This is a genomic window from Planococcus beigongshangi, assembly GCF_016820495.1.
GTDB lineage: Bacteria > Bacillota > Bacilli > Bacillales_A > Planococcaceae > Planococcus > Planococcus beigongshangi.
Map to the genome: position 1 here is coordinate 584,472 of NZ_JADHDU010000002.1, position 15,004 is coordinate 599,475.

The 15,004-nt window shown below is 46.7% G+C and carries 15 protein-coding genes, 2 tRNA genes and 1 pseudogene; 3 read left to right on the top strand and 15 right to left on the bottom strand.

Translation table 11 applies throughout. The features are described 5' to 3' along the window. Positions 1-29: 29 nt before the first annotated feature. From IQ294_RS06975 to IQ294_RS06985, 3 genes are all read right to left on the bottom strand, one after another. Positions 30-809, bottom strand: coding sequence for an alpha/beta hydrolase family protein (locus IQ294_RS06975; protein ID WP_203333279.1), 780 nt, complete (start codon positions 807-809; stop codon positions 30-32). Beyond that, positions 790-1,248, bottom strand: coding sequence for an NUDIX domain-containing protein (locus IQ294_RS06980; RefSeq protein WP_203333280.1), 459 nt, complete (start codon positions 1,246-1,248; stop codon positions 790-792). The genes IQ294_RS06975 and IQ294_RS06980 overlap by 20 nt, the downstream gene beginning before the upstream one ends. A 71-nt stretch (positions 1,249-1,319) precedes the next feature. Beyond that, positions 1,320-1,766 (bottom strand): Dps family protein, encoded by a 447-nt coding sequence (locus tag IQ294_RS06985; RefSeq protein WP_203333281.1) that lies wholly within the window; start codon positions 1,764-1,766, stop codon positions 1,320-1,322. Between the two features lie 116 nt (positions 1,767-1,882). Between IQ294_RS06985 and yidD the strand changes: the two genes are divergently transcribed. Both yidD and IQ294_RS06995 read left to right on the top strand, forming a co-directional pair. Then, positions 1,883-2,113: a membrane protein insertion efficiency factor YidD gene (gene yidD / locus IQ294_RS06990; protein ID WP_203333282.1), complete on the top strand. Its 231-nt coding sequence runs from the start codon at positions 1,883-1,885 to the stop codon at positions 2,111-2,113. 87 nt (positions 2,114-2,200) lie between these two features. Next, positions 2,201-3,208, top strand: a complete 1,008-nt coding sequence (locus tag IQ294_RS06995; RefSeq protein WP_203333283.1) for a metal ABC transporter solute-binding protein, Zn/Mn family — start codon at positions 2,201-2,203, stop codon at positions 3,206-3,208. 73 nt (positions 3,209-3,281) lie between these two features. Here the strand turns inward: IQ294_RS06995 and IQ294_RS07000 are convergent, their stop codons facing one another. The 9 genes from IQ294_RS07000 to IQ294_RS07040 all read right to left on the bottom strand — a co-directional run bounded on the left by IQ294_RS07000 (position 3,282) and on the right by IQ294_RS07040 (position 12,539). After that, entirely contained in the window at positions 3,282-3,851 is a 570-nt protein-coding gene (locus IQ294_RS07000; RefSeq protein ID WP_203333284.1) for a hypothetical protein, read from the bottom strand. Beyond that, positions 3,851-4,747 (bottom strand): hypothetical protein, encoded by an 897-nt coding sequence (locus tag IQ294_RS07005; RefSeq protein ID WP_203333285.1) that lies wholly within the window; start codon positions 4,745-4,747, stop codon positions 3,851-3,853. The genes IQ294_RS07000 and IQ294_RS07005 overlap by 1 nt, the downstream gene beginning before the upstream one ends. Before the next feature lie 10 nt (positions 4,748-4,757). After that, the gene (locus IQ294_RS07010; RefSeq protein ID WP_203333286.1) at positions 4,758-5,021 is read right to left on the bottom strand and encodes a hypothetical protein; all 264 of its coding nucleotides are present in this window, start codon (positions 5,019-5,021) and stop codon (positions 4,758-4,760) included. A 147-nt stretch (positions 5,022-5,168) separates the two neighbouring features. Next, positions 5,169-6,251 carry an o-succinylbenzoate synthase gene (gene menC, locus IQ294_RS07015; protein ID WP_203333287.1) on the bottom strand — a complete coding sequence of 361 codons (1,083 nt, stop codon included), beginning with the start codon at positions 6,249-6,251 and terminating at the stop codon, positions 5,169-5,171. Continuing rightward, on the bottom strand, positions 6,242-7,675 hold the full coding sequence (locus IQ294_RS07020) for an o-succinylbenzoate--CoA ligase (RefSeq protein ID WP_203333288.1): 1,434 nt from the start codon (positions 7,673-7,675) through the stop codon (positions 6,242-6,244). The genes menC and IQ294_RS07020 overlap by 10 nt, the downstream gene beginning before the upstream one ends. Before the next feature lie 147 nt (positions 7,676-7,822). Further along, complete coding sequence (gene menB / locus IQ294_RS07025; protein WP_203333289.1) at positions 7,823-8,641, bottom strand: 1,4-dihydroxy-2-naphthoyl-CoA synthase; 819 nt, start codon at positions 8,639-8,641, stop codon at positions 7,823-7,825. A gap of 10 nt (positions 8,642-8,651) precedes the next feature. Further along, positions 8,652-9,464 carry a 2-succinyl-6-hydroxy-2,4-cyclohexadiene-1-carboxylate synthase gene (menH, locus tag IQ294_RS07030; protein WP_203333290.1) on the bottom strand — a complete coding sequence of 271 codons (813 nt, stop codon included), beginning with the start codon at positions 9,462-9,464 and terminating at the stop codon, positions 8,652-8,654. Next, positions 9,461-11,161, bottom strand: coding sequence for a 2-succinyl-5-enolpyruvyl-6-hydroxy-3-cyclohexene-1-carboxylic-acid synthase (menD, locus tag IQ294_RS07035; protein ID WP_203333291.1), 1,701 nt, complete (start codon positions 11,159-11,161; stop codon positions 9,461-9,463). Before menD ends, menH begins: the two co-directional genes overlap by 4 nt. Further along, the gene (locus IQ294_RS07040) at positions 11,148-12,539 is read right to left on the bottom strand and encodes an isochorismate synthase (protein ID WP_203333292.1); all 1,392 of its coding nucleotides are present in this window, start codon (positions 12,537-12,539) and stop codon (positions 11,148-11,150) included. The genes menD and IQ294_RS07040 overlap by 14 nt, the downstream gene beginning before the upstream one ends. A 173-nt stretch (positions 12,540-12,712) precedes the next feature. On the opposite strand from IQ294_RS07040, the gene IQ294_RS07045 reads away from it, so the two are divergent. Next, positions 12,713-13,624, top strand: coding sequence for a 1,4-dihydroxy-2-naphthoate polyprenyltransferase (locus tag IQ294_RS07045; protein ID WP_203333293.1), 912 nt, complete (start codon positions 12,713-12,715; stop codon positions 13,622-13,624). Between the two features lie 96 nt (positions 13,625-13,720). Here IQ294_RS07045 and IQ294_RS07050 read toward each other — a convergent pair. The 3 genes and pseudogenes from IQ294_RS07050 to IQ294_RS07060 all read right to left on the bottom strand — a co-directional run bounded on the left by IQ294_RS07050 (position 13,721) and on the right by IQ294_RS07060 (position 14,972). Continuing rightward, positions 13,721-14,662: pseudogene (locus IQ294_RS07050) on the bottom strand (IS30 family transposase). Positions 14,663-14,803: 141 nt separating this feature from the next. Continuing rightward, positions 14,804-14,875 (bottom strand) — tRNA-Glu (locus tag IQ294_RS07055). A 6-nt stretch (positions 14,876-14,881) separates the two neighbouring features. After that, positions 14,882-14,972: transfer RNA gene (locus IQ294_RS07060), tRNA-Ser, on the bottom strand. Between the last annotated feature and the right edge of the window lie 32 nt (positions 14,973-15,004).

The following is a 15,004-nucleotide window of genomic DNA, read 5'->3' on the forward strand; positions in this document are numbered from 1 at the left end:
CCTTTCGCCGGATGTGCTTTTTTTCTATCTTATTGTTCCTGTTCCTTCATCCAATGTGCCAAAGCGGCAACGGTCTTGCGGTTGGCTGCCGGCGGAAAGAAATGCGTATAATCCGGGAAATACCACGTTTCATGGGGCTGGCCATTCAGTTTCAACGCTTCTTCGAGAAGATAAGCCTGTGCAGGAAACACATTTTCATCTTTCAGGCCGTGGATGATCAGCATGGGAACCGTTGCTTCATCCAGCCTCAGAAGCGGATTCCGCTCTTCATAGGCTGTCAGTGCGTTGTTCGGTGTGCCGCCGTAAATGCGTTTCATCATCCGTCGCATATCCGGCCGCTCCTTGTAGGTCAGCACCGTATCCGTGACCCCTGCCCATGTCACAAGAGAAGTGATGTCATCACGCAGCACAGCCGTCCACAACGCCATGATGCCGCCCCTGGAAAATGCCAGCAGATGCACATGGCCATTGCTGAATTGTTTCAGCACATCCACCGCGTGAACAGCGTCCCAGCGGTCAGCGCCGGCAAATTCATCTTTGCCTTCCCCTCCGCGGTTGCCTCTGTAATAAGGGGCGAAAACGACAAACCCCTGTGCCGCATATTGTGCCGCCCTTGCCGGACGCACCATGCCGATGGATTGGATGCCGCCGCGCAAATAGAGCAGTCCGCTGTAATCGCCCGGCTCTTTCGGTTCAGCCAGTAAGCCCTTGACTTTCAAACCTTCAGACCAATAAACGATTTCCGTCAGTTTCACTTTGGGGTTCGGTGAAGGATAGATCCTTTTCGATTCAATCTTTCCATTTTCCATTTGCTTTCACCTGCTTCAACAAACTTTTCATGCCCTCATCTTTCATTAAAAAACTGTAGGAATCATCGAGTGCCAATTCCTCTTCCAAAATGGGTCCGTTCGTCTCCATCAATTCGATTTTCTCGATAGCTGACACTTTCGCCAGAAATACGGTCTTGCAAAAAGGGGGGCTGCCGTCGACAAAATACTCCGCAAACCATTCCAGTTCATCAATCACTGCACCGGTCTCTTCGTAGACTTCTCGGACCGCCGCTTCTGTCAGGCTTTCCCCCTCTTCCGCCTTGCCACCGGGAAATTCAAGCCCCCGCTTCTTATCATCCGTCAAGAGCCAGCGCCCCTGCCAGCGCGAAATGACGAGCACATGCCGGCTCTCCATCTCAAATGCGTCCGGTTCAAATGATAATTTGCAACGGCAGCCATTCATATCCGTATACTCCATTGTCCTTCACTCCTGTACAAATAAAAAAAGCGCACACAATCCCGAACGTGTGCGCTTTGTGTAATTCTATTCTACTTCTTTTCACCAAGGAATGCAGAAAGCATCCATGAATGCTTCTCCAGATTCTGATGGATGGCATTCAGCATATCTTCTGTCATGTCATCTCCGTCTTCAGCTGCGAGTTCCATGCCTCTCTTGAGTGAAACCATGATCTTGTCATAATCGCTGACAACCGCATCAACCATTTCTTCGGCACTTTCCTTGCTGCTGGCTTCTGATACAACCGACAATTCAAGCTGCTCCTTCATTGTTGCTACCGGTTTGCCGCCAAGTGCCAGCAGCCGTTCCGCAATTTCATCCATGTGCAGCGTCGCTTCATTATAAAGTTCTTCAAATTTCACATGCAGCGTGAAAAATGACGGCCCTTTTACATACCAGTGAAAGTTATGTAATTTCGTATACATGACTGACCATGTTGCTACCTGTACGTTTAACTCTTCGTTTAATTCTTTTGACATTCAAATCCACTCTCCATTTCAATTTTTATAAGTTCTTCTACTTTATTAATACCTTTAAAGCCCCTACAATAAACATATGAATCTTCCAATACAATGGAAAGAAGAGAGCGAACAATATGAAAACCCTACTGATCAAGCTGTTCCGCTTTTATCAGCGGTTCATTTCCCCACTGTCTCCACCGAGTTGCCGTTTCTATCCGACCTGCTCCCATTACGGGATCGAAGCCGTGGAAAAGCACGGTGCGTTGAAAGGCGGTTACCTGGCGATAAAGCGGATTCTCAGCTGCCATCCCTTCCATAAAGGCGGCGTGGATTTCGTACCTGAAAAATGGCCTCCAAAAAAATAATTGGAGGTTTTTCTTGTGTTTAAAAACAGAATCCTGTAAGATACTTATTGTCAATAAAACGTAACCGTTACAATTTGGAGGAACATTATGAAAAAACCAGCTTTATTCATCCTCATGATCACTGTTCTTATTTTAGCAGCATGCGGCGCTGACGAAACGGACAACAGCGATTCAACAGCAGATACATCAAAAATCAAAGTCTATACGACCGTCTATCCTCTGACCTATTTTACCGAACGCATCGGCGGTGATTTCGTCGACGTCACTTCCGTCTACCCTGCCGGAGCCAATGAGCACACGTTCGAGCCGACCCAGCAGGACATGATTGCCATCGCTGAAGCAGACTTGATGTTCTATATCGGCCTTGGCCTGGAAGGATTCATCGACAGCGCAAAGAAAACCCTGGAAGGTGAAGATGTCGAATTCACGGCTCTCGCCGATGCCATCACGGATGAGCGCCTGGAAGAAGCCCTGCACCGTGACGGTGAAGAAAGTCATGAAGACGACCATGAACACGAAGATGATCACGATGAATCTGGTCATGAAGAGGGTCATGAAGGCCATAACCATGGTTCAACCGACCCTCATATCTGGATGTCGCCAAAATTGAGCCAGGATCTGGCGGATTCGATCAAAGAATCATTGATCGCCAAAGATTCAGCCAACGCAGAAACATACGAAGCAAACCATGAAGCACTGATCAAGGAACTTCAACAACTCGACCAGTCATTCAGCGAATTGCATGAACAGGTGTCAAACGATACTTTCTTTGTCTCACATGCAGCCTTCACATATCTTGCAGAGCCATACGGCTTCCAGCAGGTCGCAGTCGCAGGATTGAACAGCCAGGATGAACCTTCGCAAAAAGAGTTGACTGAAATTGTGGAGCTGGCCCGTGAAAAGAACATCGAATATATTGTGTTTGAACAGAATGTCTCTTCCAACCTGACAGAAGTCGTGCAGAAGGAAGTCGGCGCTGAAGCTGTCGAAATGCACAATCTCGGTGTATTGACGCAGGAAAACATCGATAATAATGAAACTTATTTCTCCTTGATGCAGAGAAACCTTGAAGTGCTGGAAACGATATTGCAATAAAATAAAGCGTCCAATGGAATCCCATTGGACGCTTTTTCTATTGTATTCACTTCTAGGCTTTCCTTGAACGGATTCAGCCCTCTTGACTGCCGAAAACCGATGAAGAGATTTTTTTCCTCGCCATTTTCCTGAATGCAGCAAGTAAAATTATGAAGGCGATATTCAAGATCAATAGGAGAATCACCAAGGCAATCAGCAGCATCCGGAAATAATCAGAGCCGGATACCTTACCGACAGCCCCCATCGCAAGCATCAACAGGCTCAACGGGATATAAAGGTTAAACAGTCGCCTGGTCCGATCTGCCAAGTCTTTTCTGCCGGCTTTCTCAGCAATTTCTCTAAGCATCCTGAATAAGTAGAATGTCAGCACCACTTCACCGGCAAATACAAAGTTGGAAAAATAATGCCAGGCTCCACTTTGAATCAGATTAAAATCGATGAAAACGGATGGAATAGATAGAAAGATGAGGATCGTTGAAAAAATCGAAGCGCTTTTGCCATCTGCATATTTTTCCGACAGCTTCAGGCAACCCACCGCAATCAGCAAATAACCGATCGGATCAGCAAGAAGGTCCACACCGATCCGGATATCAAGAAAAATGAATACCGTTCCATATAAAATCCGGCTTAATGCTCTTTCCATCATTTTGCGGCTCCTTTGCGTTCAATGATCGCTTTGATATTCAAGGATTCCCATTCAGGCAATTGCAGAAGAAATGCAGGAACATCCACTGTCTTACCGCTATCAGTAGTTCCTTCGATCATCATCCAGGAGTTGATAACGGAACTTACTCGGGTGGTATTCCGCATGGTATAGGCAAACTCCTCGCCTTTTTCAAGTATTAAAGGATACTCCAGATTCCGGTGATCTTCACCTTCTGCATGCATTTCTGAAAAATCATCTGTTAAACCAGACAACTTTGCCTGGTTACCGGAAACGCCCGGATGGATTTTCAGGTTCCCGGCATATTCCTCCGGCAGATGAGGAATTAGCGCTGTAATGGACATCTTCTCTTCCGCTTGATAGATGGAGGCACTTCCCTCAGTGCCATTCATGCTAAAATTATTGGTCAGATAAGATTGGCCTGGTTGCTCATAAGGATGGATAATGATTTCACCGATATCTGCCACTACAGGTTTCCTATCCGAAAAGTGGACCGTCATTTCATTAAAAATCTTTTCTTCCTGCAGCATAGACATCTCATATGGGTCCAGAACAATCCTGACCGACCTCAATTCGTATAGGCCATAGCGTTCAATCGCATATTCCTGCTGCGTAAACGGATCAGAAAAAACATCAGCGTAGCCCTCTTCGATATATCCCATAATTTCTCCGAACATGACATAGTTTATCGTATTTCGTTCATCTTTATTGGTTATATAATAAAGCTCAAGCGGCAGACCATGCTCGGAATATTCATCCAAATAATGATCCAGGAAAACCGGGTGCTCCAGATGCTCTGAACTTGCATAAGCGCCTACGGCAAACCAACCGATAATGATTGAGAGCAATATACTGAAAAATAGCCGTGGATCCATTAAGTTCCTTTTACTTTCCTCCATCAGCAAGTTCCTGTTGCATTTTTATGTATTTCCGTTCCATCCGCCATTTCCCCAGAAATTCAAGAAAATTATATAAGCCAAAAAGCAGAACAGCAAAAATGCTCATTTCCACTAAAAACTTGAGCGGCGTTGCCCATTGAAAAACATCTGTACTGAATAAGCTGTACTCAAAAAAGTCCAGTTTAAGATAAGTCATATCAGCAATGGCGCTGACAATCAAAAACGAAAGCATGAATTTCCAGAAGTTCATGAAAGCTCCCCCCTTTTGTGTTTATTGGTTCTCTTGCAGTTCAACAACCAACTTAATAATCACTGCCAAACTATACAGAAAGTTCCAATTCCTGTTAAACAAATCATATCATATCCCTTAAACTGAAAGATATATAAAAAAAACGGACTATTTCAAGTCCGCTTTGTCCACTGCCACAGCATACCCGATGCCGATATTTCCCTGTAATTGAATTGTTCCGTTTTCAACGACGATTTCAGGATAAATAATATCTTCATCCCAGAAATGCCGGGAACCTGAAAAATCCCCGGGCAATACAAGATCCGGCAGTGAAGCCAACGCGAGATTGTGAGCTTTCGATACACCGAATTCAATCATGCCCCCGACCCACATTTCAATGCCGTGCTGACGGCATAATTCCACGATTTTCAACGTTTCATGCCAGCCGCCGAGCCGTCCCATTTTCATGACAATGATTTTGCCGGCCTGCATCTCAATCATGCGCTCCGCATCTTCGAAACTTTCGATGCTCTCATCCAGGCAAATCGGCGTCTGCATTTCAGCACTCGCTTTCGCATGAAGCCGCCATTCCTGTTCGCCGAAAGGCTGTTCGATCAGCGCAAATCCGATCGTATCAAATGCTAAAAGCCGTTGGAAACTATCCTTATCGAATCCGCCGTTTGCATCTGCAAAAAAGAGGATTTCCGGATAGCGGCTGACCGCCTCTTTCAGCAATTCCGTGTCTGAATCAGTCGATATTTTGATTTTGATGCGGCTATAGCCACCCTTTGCAGCCTGATCGATTTCATTCGCCATACGCTCAGGTTTTGCAGCCACCACTACACCTGCTGGAATCCGCTTTTGCTCGCCGCCGACATATTTCCATAACGGCAAATTTCCATGTTTCGCAAACAAGTCCCACACAGCCATTTCAATTGCCGCTTTCGCCATCCTATTGCCTTTGACATGGCCGAAAACTGCATGGACTTCATCTGGCCCATTCAATTCTTTCCCCATCAATAACGGCTTAAGCACCTGCTCCATCACGAAAGCACAGCTTTCCACCGTTTCTTCTGTATACCAGGGCGTCGAAAAAGCGACGCATTCCCCGTATCCCTCGACTGCGCGATCAGAAACCACGGCAACCAGGATCGATTCACGCTCATTGACAGTTTCCAGCGAAGTGATGAAAGGCTTATTCAGCTTTTTCTTCACACGCTGAAAGCGGATCTCCCGAATCGTCAAACCCATGATTTCAGCTCTCTTCTAAGCACCTTATTGGAAGCATTGCGCGGCAGCGATTCCACAAAATGGATGTGCTTCGGTATTTTATAGCCGGCAAGCTGTTTCCTCAGAAATTCTGTCAGTTTTTCTTTTGGCACTTCTTCAGCCAATACTATAAAAGCCGCCGGCACTTCACCCCATTTTTCGTCAGGCATGCCGCAAACCCCGGCTTCCCTTACTGCCGGATGCCCCAGCAGCACTTTCTCGATTTCCGCCGGATAGATATTTTCACCGCCGGACACAATCAGATCCGAACGCCGGTCCACCACAAACAGAAAGCCTTCATCGTCCAGAAAGCCGATGTCGCCGGTATGGAACCAGCCATCCTGCCGCACTTGGCGGTCAGCGTATTTTCCGATATACCCTGGCGTCACCTGAGGCCCCCGGATCTGGATCTCGCCTTTTTCACCAGCCGCTTCATTTTCACCGATCCGGATCTGGTATAAAAATAAAGGCTTGCCGGATGAACCGATTTTCCGCTTCGCATCGCCTGCTTGCAATGTTGTCGTCTGTGAAGACGTTTCCGTCATGCCATAAGTCTGCAATACGGAAATACCGAATTTTTCAGCGCGTTCGATATAAGAGACCGGTACCGGTCCGCCGCCTCCCAGCATCGATTTAAAGTCAGCAGACACTTCCAGTCCTTTTGTCTCCAATTCATGCAGCACCCGCTCCAGCGTCACCGCAACCACTGACATATGTGTGACTGTGCCTTGATTTAATTGCTCAGCGCAAACTGCTGCGTCAAATTTCGGATGCAGCTGAACACCCATGCCGTAAATGAGTGAACGCATCAGGATCGAAAATCCGCTGATGTGGAATAACGGCATGACACAAAGCCAGACATCGCCCGGTGAAATACCGATATTGAGAGCTGATGAAACGGCACTCGAAAAATGATTTTGCGCCGTCTGCCGTACACCTTTCGGATAACCGGTCGTTCCGGATGTATACATGATAGAAATCGTGCGGTCTTCCGGCCATTCGCCAGCAGGCTTAAATTCTGCAGTGGCTGTATTTCTGATATCACTGAACCGGATTTTATTGTCGAATTCGATTTTCCCTTGCAATTCCTCATCCACCAGCAGATGGGATGCCGTTGAATCCTCCAGTTGATAGTCAAGTTCCGCCGCTGACAGCCGCTCATTCAGCATGACCATTTCAAATCCGGCATGCAGGCAGGCATACATGACGAAAACTGATTCGGGATTTGATTTCGCAAGAATCGCCACTCTTGAATCAGGGCTGATGCCAAGCCGGTTCAGACGTCCTGCATAATCAAGGGCAATTTCGTTTATCTCGGAAAACGTCCATTGCCGTTCGCCAAACGACAAGGCCATTCGGCTGCCGCTCAAATGGGCTCTTTGACTAAGCCAGTTTGGATAACTCATTTTTCAAAATCCTTTCCTTGTCTCAATAATCCAATAGATTGAAAGATTCAATCCCATCATAACTTTTAGTATAAATCTTCATTGTATATACTTCTGTTATTACCAAAAAAAGCTGCCCCCGGAAGGACAGCTTTCAATTATGAATGATCAAGGGAAACGCGGGAATTGGCCGAAATCAGGTTTGCGTTTTTCTTTGAACGCATCGCGTCCTTCTTTCGCTTCATCCGTTGTATAGTAAAGCAATGTCGCGTCTCCAGCCATTTGCTGAAGTCCAGCAAGGCCATCCGTATCCGCATTCATCGCCGCTTTTACGAAACGAAGTGCAGTCGGGCTCATTTCAAGCATTTCCTCACACCATTTCACTGTCTCATCTTCGAGCTGCTCATAAGGAACCACTGTGTTCACAAGGCCCATATCAAGCGCTTCCTGGGCGTCATACTGACGGCACAGGTACCAGATTTCACGTGCTTTCTTGTGGCCGATGATGCGCGCCAGGTAACCAGAACCGTAACCTGCATCAAACGAACCAACGCGTGGTCCTGTCTGGCCGAAACGTGCATTGTCAGCAGCGATCGTCAAATCACAAACTACGTGCAGCACGTGGCCGCCGCCGATTGCATATCCTGCAACCATTGCAACAACCGGTTTCGGAATAACACGGATCAGACGCTGAAGGTCAAGTACGTTCAAACGTGGAATCTCATCTTCTCCTACGTAACCGCCGTGTCCGCGGACGGATTGGTCTCCGCCTGAACAGAAAGCTTTCTCGCCTTCGCCAGTCAGAACGATTACGCCGACGTCCGCATTATCGCGTGCGCGTGAAAATGCATCGATCAATTCATGGACCGTTTTTGGACGGAATGCGTTACGCACTTCCGGACGGTTGATTGTAATTTTCGCAATCCCGTTATAAATTTCATATTTAATATCTTCATATGTACGTTCTGTTACCCATTCACGTGTCATGATTTTCCTCCTAAAATTTCTTTTTTAAATACTCCCTTACCATTGTAGCAAATTCATCCGGTTTTTCCACATGTAACGCATGCCCCGCCACTATCTGCTTATGCTCAGCATCCGGCATCAGCGCTGCCATCTCTTCAGCAATCGCCGTAAACTTGAGATCCAGTTCTCCTGTAACCAATAAAACCGGGAATTCAAGCTGCCTGATTGTTTCCCAATACGAAGCCTGAGAACCTGTGCCCATACCGATCAAACTGTTTGCGAGGCCAACAGGCTTCTGCGCCAGACGTTCTCTTCTGACAGCCGCTTTCACAGTTTCCGGTAATGTCTCCTGCGTTTTAAATAGAGGGATCTTCTCCCAGCTGCCGACAAATGAAGCAATCCCGCCGGACAGGATCTGCTCGGCAAGAAGCAGGTCGCTATCTCTTCTCTCATTACGCTGTAGTTCCGTTTTCAAACCAGGTGAAGAACTTTCAAGTATCAGAACGCTCAGCCTTTCGGGATAGGTACAGGCATAGGCCAGCGCTGCACGGCCGCCCATCGAGTAACCCGCCAGCGCAAAATCCCGAAGACCCAGCCGCTCAAATAGGTGCTCCAGATCACGCAGCTGCAGCTCCATCGAAAACCGCTCAGGATCCGCTGGACTATCCGTTTCACCGTGTCCGATGAGATCGATCAGCACCAGTTTGTAATCTGCAAAATACGGCATCATATTTTGCCATGTTTCGGAACTGCCGGTAAAACCATGGAGAAACACCAGCGCCTGTTCCTTATCTTCATTTAAAATTTCAATGTGATAATGGACGCCTTCAATCTCCAGTTTCATTGGACATCCAGCTCCTCGGCAAGTCGATTCCACAATTCTCTGTGCACCCGCACATTTGTTTCGCGGTCCGTGAACACTTCAATGATTTTAACAGCCTTTTCTTTTGGCGTCCGCAACGCGGAACGCAATTGCTCTTTTGTTTCCACAGCCGCATACTCTGCATCATACATTCGTGCTGCATCTTCGAACTTCAATCCCGTCGGCGTCCCGAACAACTCTTCAAAATAACGTTCTTCCTGTGATTGAGCCAAGTAAGAGAAAATTCCGCCGCCATCGTTATTCATCACGACGACAGTCAAATCCGTCTCCTGCATTTTTGAAGCGATCAAACCGTTCAGATCATGCAAAAACGCCAAATCCCCGATGAATAAAACCGCCGGACGCTGTTTAGCAGCCTGGACACCGAAAGCCGTCGATACAACGCCGTCAATGCCATTGGCGCCCCGATTGGCGTAAATCATTACATCACGTGTAGTCGTTTTAAAATACGTATCCGTATCCCGGATCGGCATACTGCTGCTGACGATCAGATCACAGCGGTCCAGTTCATCAAAAAGAACTTTCGCAAGTACCCCTTCATCCAGCTTTTCATTGCAATGAAGTTCTGTTAGTTCCCAGAACAACTGAGATGCAGCAGTCCATTTTTCGGTATAGGAATTCGTCACCTTCGCTGGGATCTCCAGCTGCCATAAACCAGCTTCAGATGCCTGGATATGATGAGTCACCACTGATTGCGCATCCCTCATCATCGGTGATTCATCGAACACGGCATATATATCCGGCTTCACTGAGGCAAGATATAATGTCAGCGGTTTGGATACAGGCTGCGGTCCGATGCGGATCACTGTATCCGGCACCATGTTCCCTTTAAAAACTTCACTTTTCAATATCGCATCATAACTGTCGATAATCAGGTTCTGATAATTTCCTTCTTTATTACTGCGAATATTGGATAACGGGTCTGCCAACACCGGCCAGTTTAACTTCCGGATAAACGTCCAGAATTCAGGAGGCATTTCCCCGGTCATTTCACCGATTATCAAAAGTCCTTTATCAGTCCGTGTTATTTCCTCCAGGAAATCCCGGGTGGAAGCGGACAGCTCAAAGTCACCTCTTAAGTGCTGGATTTCACCGGGACTGTCATACTGCTGTTCAAAATCCAGCACCAGCGGTTCACGGAAAGGCACATTCAAATGCACAGGTCCCCGCGGCGCGGATACCGCATTCTTAACTGCCCGGTGAAGATGGCGCACCAAAAAGCCGATCCGGTTTTCCTCCTCGGGCATTGGCAGGTCCACTGACCATTTAACATGCGAACCGAATAGATTGATCTGGTTGATTGCCTGAGGGGCCCCGACTTCCCTTAGCTCATGAGGGCGGTCGGCCGTCACGACAATCAATGGGATCCGGGCATAAAAAGCTTCTACTATAGCAGGGAAATAATTCGCTGCAGCCGTTCCCGACGTACAAAGAAGCATGACCGGCTCACCTGAAGCCTTCGCTAAACCGAGCGCAAAATAGGCAGCCGAACGCTCATCGATCTGCCGATAGACCGTTATGCCCTCCTCTTTCATACATGCGTATGCGAGAGGAGTCGACCTCGATCCTGGACTGATCACCGCATTTTTAACCCCCTGATTCACGAGGCTATGCGTAAATGCAGAAACATATTCAGTTAAATACTTACGATTCGTCACTTAATTGACCTCCCAGGGCACGAAGCATCGGACGGAATTTAACCCAGGTTTCAGCATATTCCGACGCTGAAATGGAATCTTCCACAATTCCCCCGCCTGCATATAAATAAGCTTCTTTTTTATCCAATAAAGCCGAACGGATCGCGACGGCAAACTCCCCATCCCCTTTGGCATCTATCCAGCCCACTGGCGCAGCATAATAGCCTCTGTTCATCGTTTCATATTGCCTGATCAGGCTAAGTGCTGCCTGCCGAGGTTCACCGCCAAGGGCGGGTGTCGGGTGAAGGTCACGCACCAGATCGATCAGATTTGAGCCTTCTTTCAATTCACCCTTTACAGGTGTATATAAATGTTGAATATCCCGTACTTTCATCAATTTCGGCTTTTTAGGCAAAACTTTCACAGTGCAATGTTCCGAAAACACCTTGTCTATCATATCCACGACATATTGATGTTCAGAACGGTTCTTCTTATCATTCAGCAATTCATTGCCGAGTTGCGAATCCTTTTCAACTGTTTTGCCGCGTGCCGTGGAACCTGCTAAACATGCAGACAAAGCAAGCTGATCTTCAACTTTCACCAAACGCTCAGGCGTAGCTCCGAAAAAGAATTGCTCTTCCGCTTCCATACCGAATATAAAGCTTTCGGGCTGTTCTTTCGATACCTGGTAAAGTGCTGATGAAGGTGACAATTCTTTATCGAAATCCAGTCTTAATACACGGGCAATGACAACTTTATCTGCCTGTTTCGCCTTAATGATATCGGTCATCTTATCAATAGAGGCAAGATACTCCTCTTTTTTCAACTCTTCCCGGCCTTTGTGCACAGGTTTTTCATAAACTGCCGGTTCAGATACCTGTGTAGCGTGGATCAATATATCCCGCTCTTTTCTCAATGCTTCGAACTCCGAAAATGTATCTTCTTTTTTCGTTATGAGATGAATGCTCAGGTAAGCTCGGTCATGTTTGATGACCAGCTGAAAAGTCGGCACTGTGAAATAGGCTTCAGGGAAACGGTGCCAAAGACTTTGCGTCTTATTCAATGGATCAAAAGAAAATCCGCCAAATAAGACAGGTTCAACAAAAGGCTCCTCATTGACGATTTGCTTGCATAAGTTCTGCCAGTTATTTTTAATATCCTCAAATCGCCCTTGATGATTTTGGGCTTCCAATACATGGGCGTGGCCAAGTCCGACCAGGGTATGCGTTTTTTCGGGATTTTGCCAATAGAAACGTTTGCCGGCATAATCCTTAGTGCCTGCATCAAAAAACGCTAACGCGGATATTCTGGATACTTCAATTGTTTCCGTGTAAAAACGGTATGCGACGTACCGTGAATTATCTTGTTTTTCGGCCGATGAATACGGTTGTGAATTCATCATATTACCTCCGTTTATTTAATGGCTATCGAAAAAAAACGATGAGTCCATTGCTCTTTTTAATCTCTACCCTCTATCATACTCTTTTCTGCTAAAATCAGCACAACATTTGCTGTCTTAAAGTACTATTTGCAGTACAATATAATAGGAAAGAATTAAAGGAGAGGTACTACATGACACAAATGATTAAAGCGGACAATGGATGGCGTGTCTGGTGGCAGCTTACCCGCCCGCATACTTTGACCGCAGCTTTTGCTCCCGTATTTCTGGGAACAATGATTGCAATCAGGGATTCACAAATTGACTGGTTATTATTCACAGCCATGCTGGTTGCAAGTTTACTGATTCAGGCAGCAACAAACATGTTCAACGAATACTATGATTTTGCAAGAGGCCTCGACAATGAAAATTCTGTCGGTATCGGTGGCGCTATCGTGAGAAACGGCGTCAAACCGCAAACCGTCCTGCGTCTTGCTTTTGGGCTTTATGTAATCGCAGGAATCATCGGAATCTACATTTGCTATCAGACAAGCTGGTGGCTATTGGCCGTAGGCGGTATAGCGATGATCGTCGGGTATTTATACACCGGCGGACCATACCCGATCGCCTATACTCCCTTCGGTGAAGTATTCTCAGGCCTATTCATGGGCTTCCTGATCGTACTTATCGCATTCTATATTCAAACCGGAACCATCACTTTGGATGCCATTCTTTTATCAGTGCCCAGCACCTTGCTGGTAGCAGCCATTATGATGTCCAATAACATCAGAGATATCGTCGGCGATGCCGCGAGTGGCCGAAGAACATTGGCGATACTTGCCGGCCGGCCGGCTGCAGTCAACATTCTTCTATCATTTTTTGCCCTGTCCTATGTATGGATAGCGTTACTTGTTTTTCTGGGGCAGATTACGCCATGGTCTCTGCTGGTATTCATCAGTATAATCAAACCGGTGAAAATCATTAAAATCTTTAAACGTTATACAGAACCATTGAAAGTTATGCCTGCCATGAAAGACACTGGTATAACCAACACGTTATTTGCTTTATTGTTAGCCATAGGCTTATTAATCGGCCATATCTTCTAAACATACCATTCAGCATCTCTTAACTGAGATGCTTTTTCTTTTTAATAAGAAGAAAAATTTCATCCGATTATAATTTTATAAATATAAATTGTCAACTCAAGTCGAACGCGGCAAGAAATTCATGAATACCTCAAATGGCGTATTATAATTCAGTACTTTCCGGGGGACCTGATTGAATACCAGGAGAAAATCCATAGTCTCTTTTTTGGGTCATCCGGCTGAAGTCGGTTCCTTTTGGGTACGTGCGGCGAACACGACCATTACTGTTCTCGTTTGTTCCGCGCTGGCCCGGTACCCGGGATCTGAGAAGTAAAAGGGTATTTCTAAGGCTTTCTCCACTTCGACCCATCCGTGAAATTCTTTGCCTCGGTCGGCAGTAATGGATTTCACCATTTTTTTAGGCAGATTTTTCAACACGTGGATGATGGCCTGAGCGGTTTCACTGGCCGTCTTCGGAGTCAGCTTATAGACAATCTCAAACCGGGTGGTGCGTTCTGTCAATGTGAGAATCTGACTTTTGTGTGACTTGCCGATGACCGTATCGGCTTCCCAGTGTCCCACTTGGCTTCGTGGCGCTAGGCGCGCGTGGATCTTTTTCAGACGGGGCATCTTGCCTCGGGTCTCCACTTCGTTGTTTTTCAACTTCCGGCCTTTACGGATTAGGAGTTTTTGAGACAGCTTGAATAGACCGAGTGCAGCGTAACGGTACATACTCAATACACTGATGGGAAAAGGTTTCTTATGTGTTTTCCAATACCGTCCGACGATGCCTTCGGGCGACCAGCCCAACTTCAATTTTGACAGGACATAATCGACGTCTTCTTGATTGACCGATCGTCTAGCACCGCAGTTTTTACGTTTGGCCTCGTAGTCAGCCTGCGCCAAAAGGGCGTTATACGGCTGACAGCGTTTCAATTCATAGTTGATGGTGCTCTTGCTTCGCTTCAACTGTCTCGCCATGTAGGACAGCGATTTCTCTTCCAGGCAATAACTCTCGATTAGCACACGTTCCCGTGATATAATTTGGGCATAGCTCATTTGGGGACACTCCTTTAGTTGATTCGCGTTAACTAGTGTGTATCCACTTGAGCTATTTTTAATTTTCTACCCGTTCGACTTAATATGATAATCTACAAAACAAAAAAATGCCATGCAAATTAATGCATGGCATTTTTTATATGACCCCTACGGGATTCGAACCCGTGTTACCGCCGTGAAAGGGCGGTGTCTTAACCGCTTGACCAAGGGGCCTATTACTGGCGGAGAAGGAGGGATTTGAACCCTCGCGCCGGTTGCCCGACCTACACCCTTAGCAGGGGCGCCTCTTCAGCCACTTGAGTACTTCCCCAGTATGGCTCCGAAGGTAGGACTCGAACCTAC

Excerpts from the sequence above, each read along its gene's own strand:
- IQ294_RS06975 (WP_203333279.1), bottom strand. The coding sequence starts at position 809 with ATGGAAAATGGAAAGATTGAATCGAAAAGGATCTATCCTTCACCGAAC.
- IQ294_RS06980 (WP_203333280.1), bottom strand. The coding sequence starts at position 1,248 with ATGGAGTATACGGATATGAATGGCTGCCGTTGCAAATTATCATTTGAA.
- IQ294_RS06985 (WP_203333281.1), bottom strand. The coding sequence starts at position 1,766 with ATGTCAAAAGAATTAAACGAAGAGTTAAACGTACAGGTAGCAACATGG.
- yidD (WP_203333282.1), top strand. The coding sequence starts at position 1,883 with ATGAAAACCCTACTGATCAAGCTGTTCCGCTTTTATCAGCGGTTCATT.
- IQ294_RS06995 (WP_203333283.1), top strand. The coding sequence starts at position 2,201 with ATGAAAAAACCAGCTTTATTCATCCTCATGATCACTGTTCTTATTTTA.
- IQ294_RS07000 (WP_203333284.1), bottom strand. The coding sequence starts at position 3,851 with ATGGAAAGAGCATTAAGCCGGATTTTATATGGAACGGTATTCATTTTT.
- IQ294_RS07005 (WP_203333285.1), bottom strand. The coding sequence starts at position 4,747 with ATGGATCCACGGCTATTTTTCAGTATATTGCTCTCAATCATTATCGGT.
- IQ294_RS07010 (WP_203333286.1), bottom strand. The coding sequence starts at position 5,021 with ATGAACTTCTGGAAATTCATGCTTTCGTTTTTGATTGTCAGCGCCATT.
- menC (WP_203333287.1), bottom strand. The coding sequence starts at position 6,251 with ATGGGTTTGACGATTCGGGAGATCCGCTTTCAGCGTGTGAAGAAAAAG.
- IQ294_RS07020 (WP_203333288.1), bottom strand. The coding sequence starts at position 7,675 with ATGAGTTATCCAAACTGGCTTAGTCAAAGAGCCCATTTGAGCGGCAGC.
- menB (WP_203333289.1), bottom strand. The coding sequence starts at position 8,641 with ATGACACGTGAATGGGTAACAGAACGTACATATGAAGATATTAAATAT.
- menH (WP_203333290.1), bottom strand. The coding sequence starts at position 9,464 with ATGAAACTGGAGATTGAAGGCGTCCATTATCACATTGAAATTTTAAAT.
- IQ294_RS07040 (WP_203333292.1), bottom strand. The coding sequence starts at position 12,539 with ATGAATTCACAACCGTATTCATCGGCCGAAAAACAAGATAATTCACGG.
- IQ294_RS07045 (WP_203333293.1), top strand. The coding sequence starts at position 12,713 with ATGACACAAATGATTAAAGCGGACAATGGATGGCGTGTCTGGTGGCAG.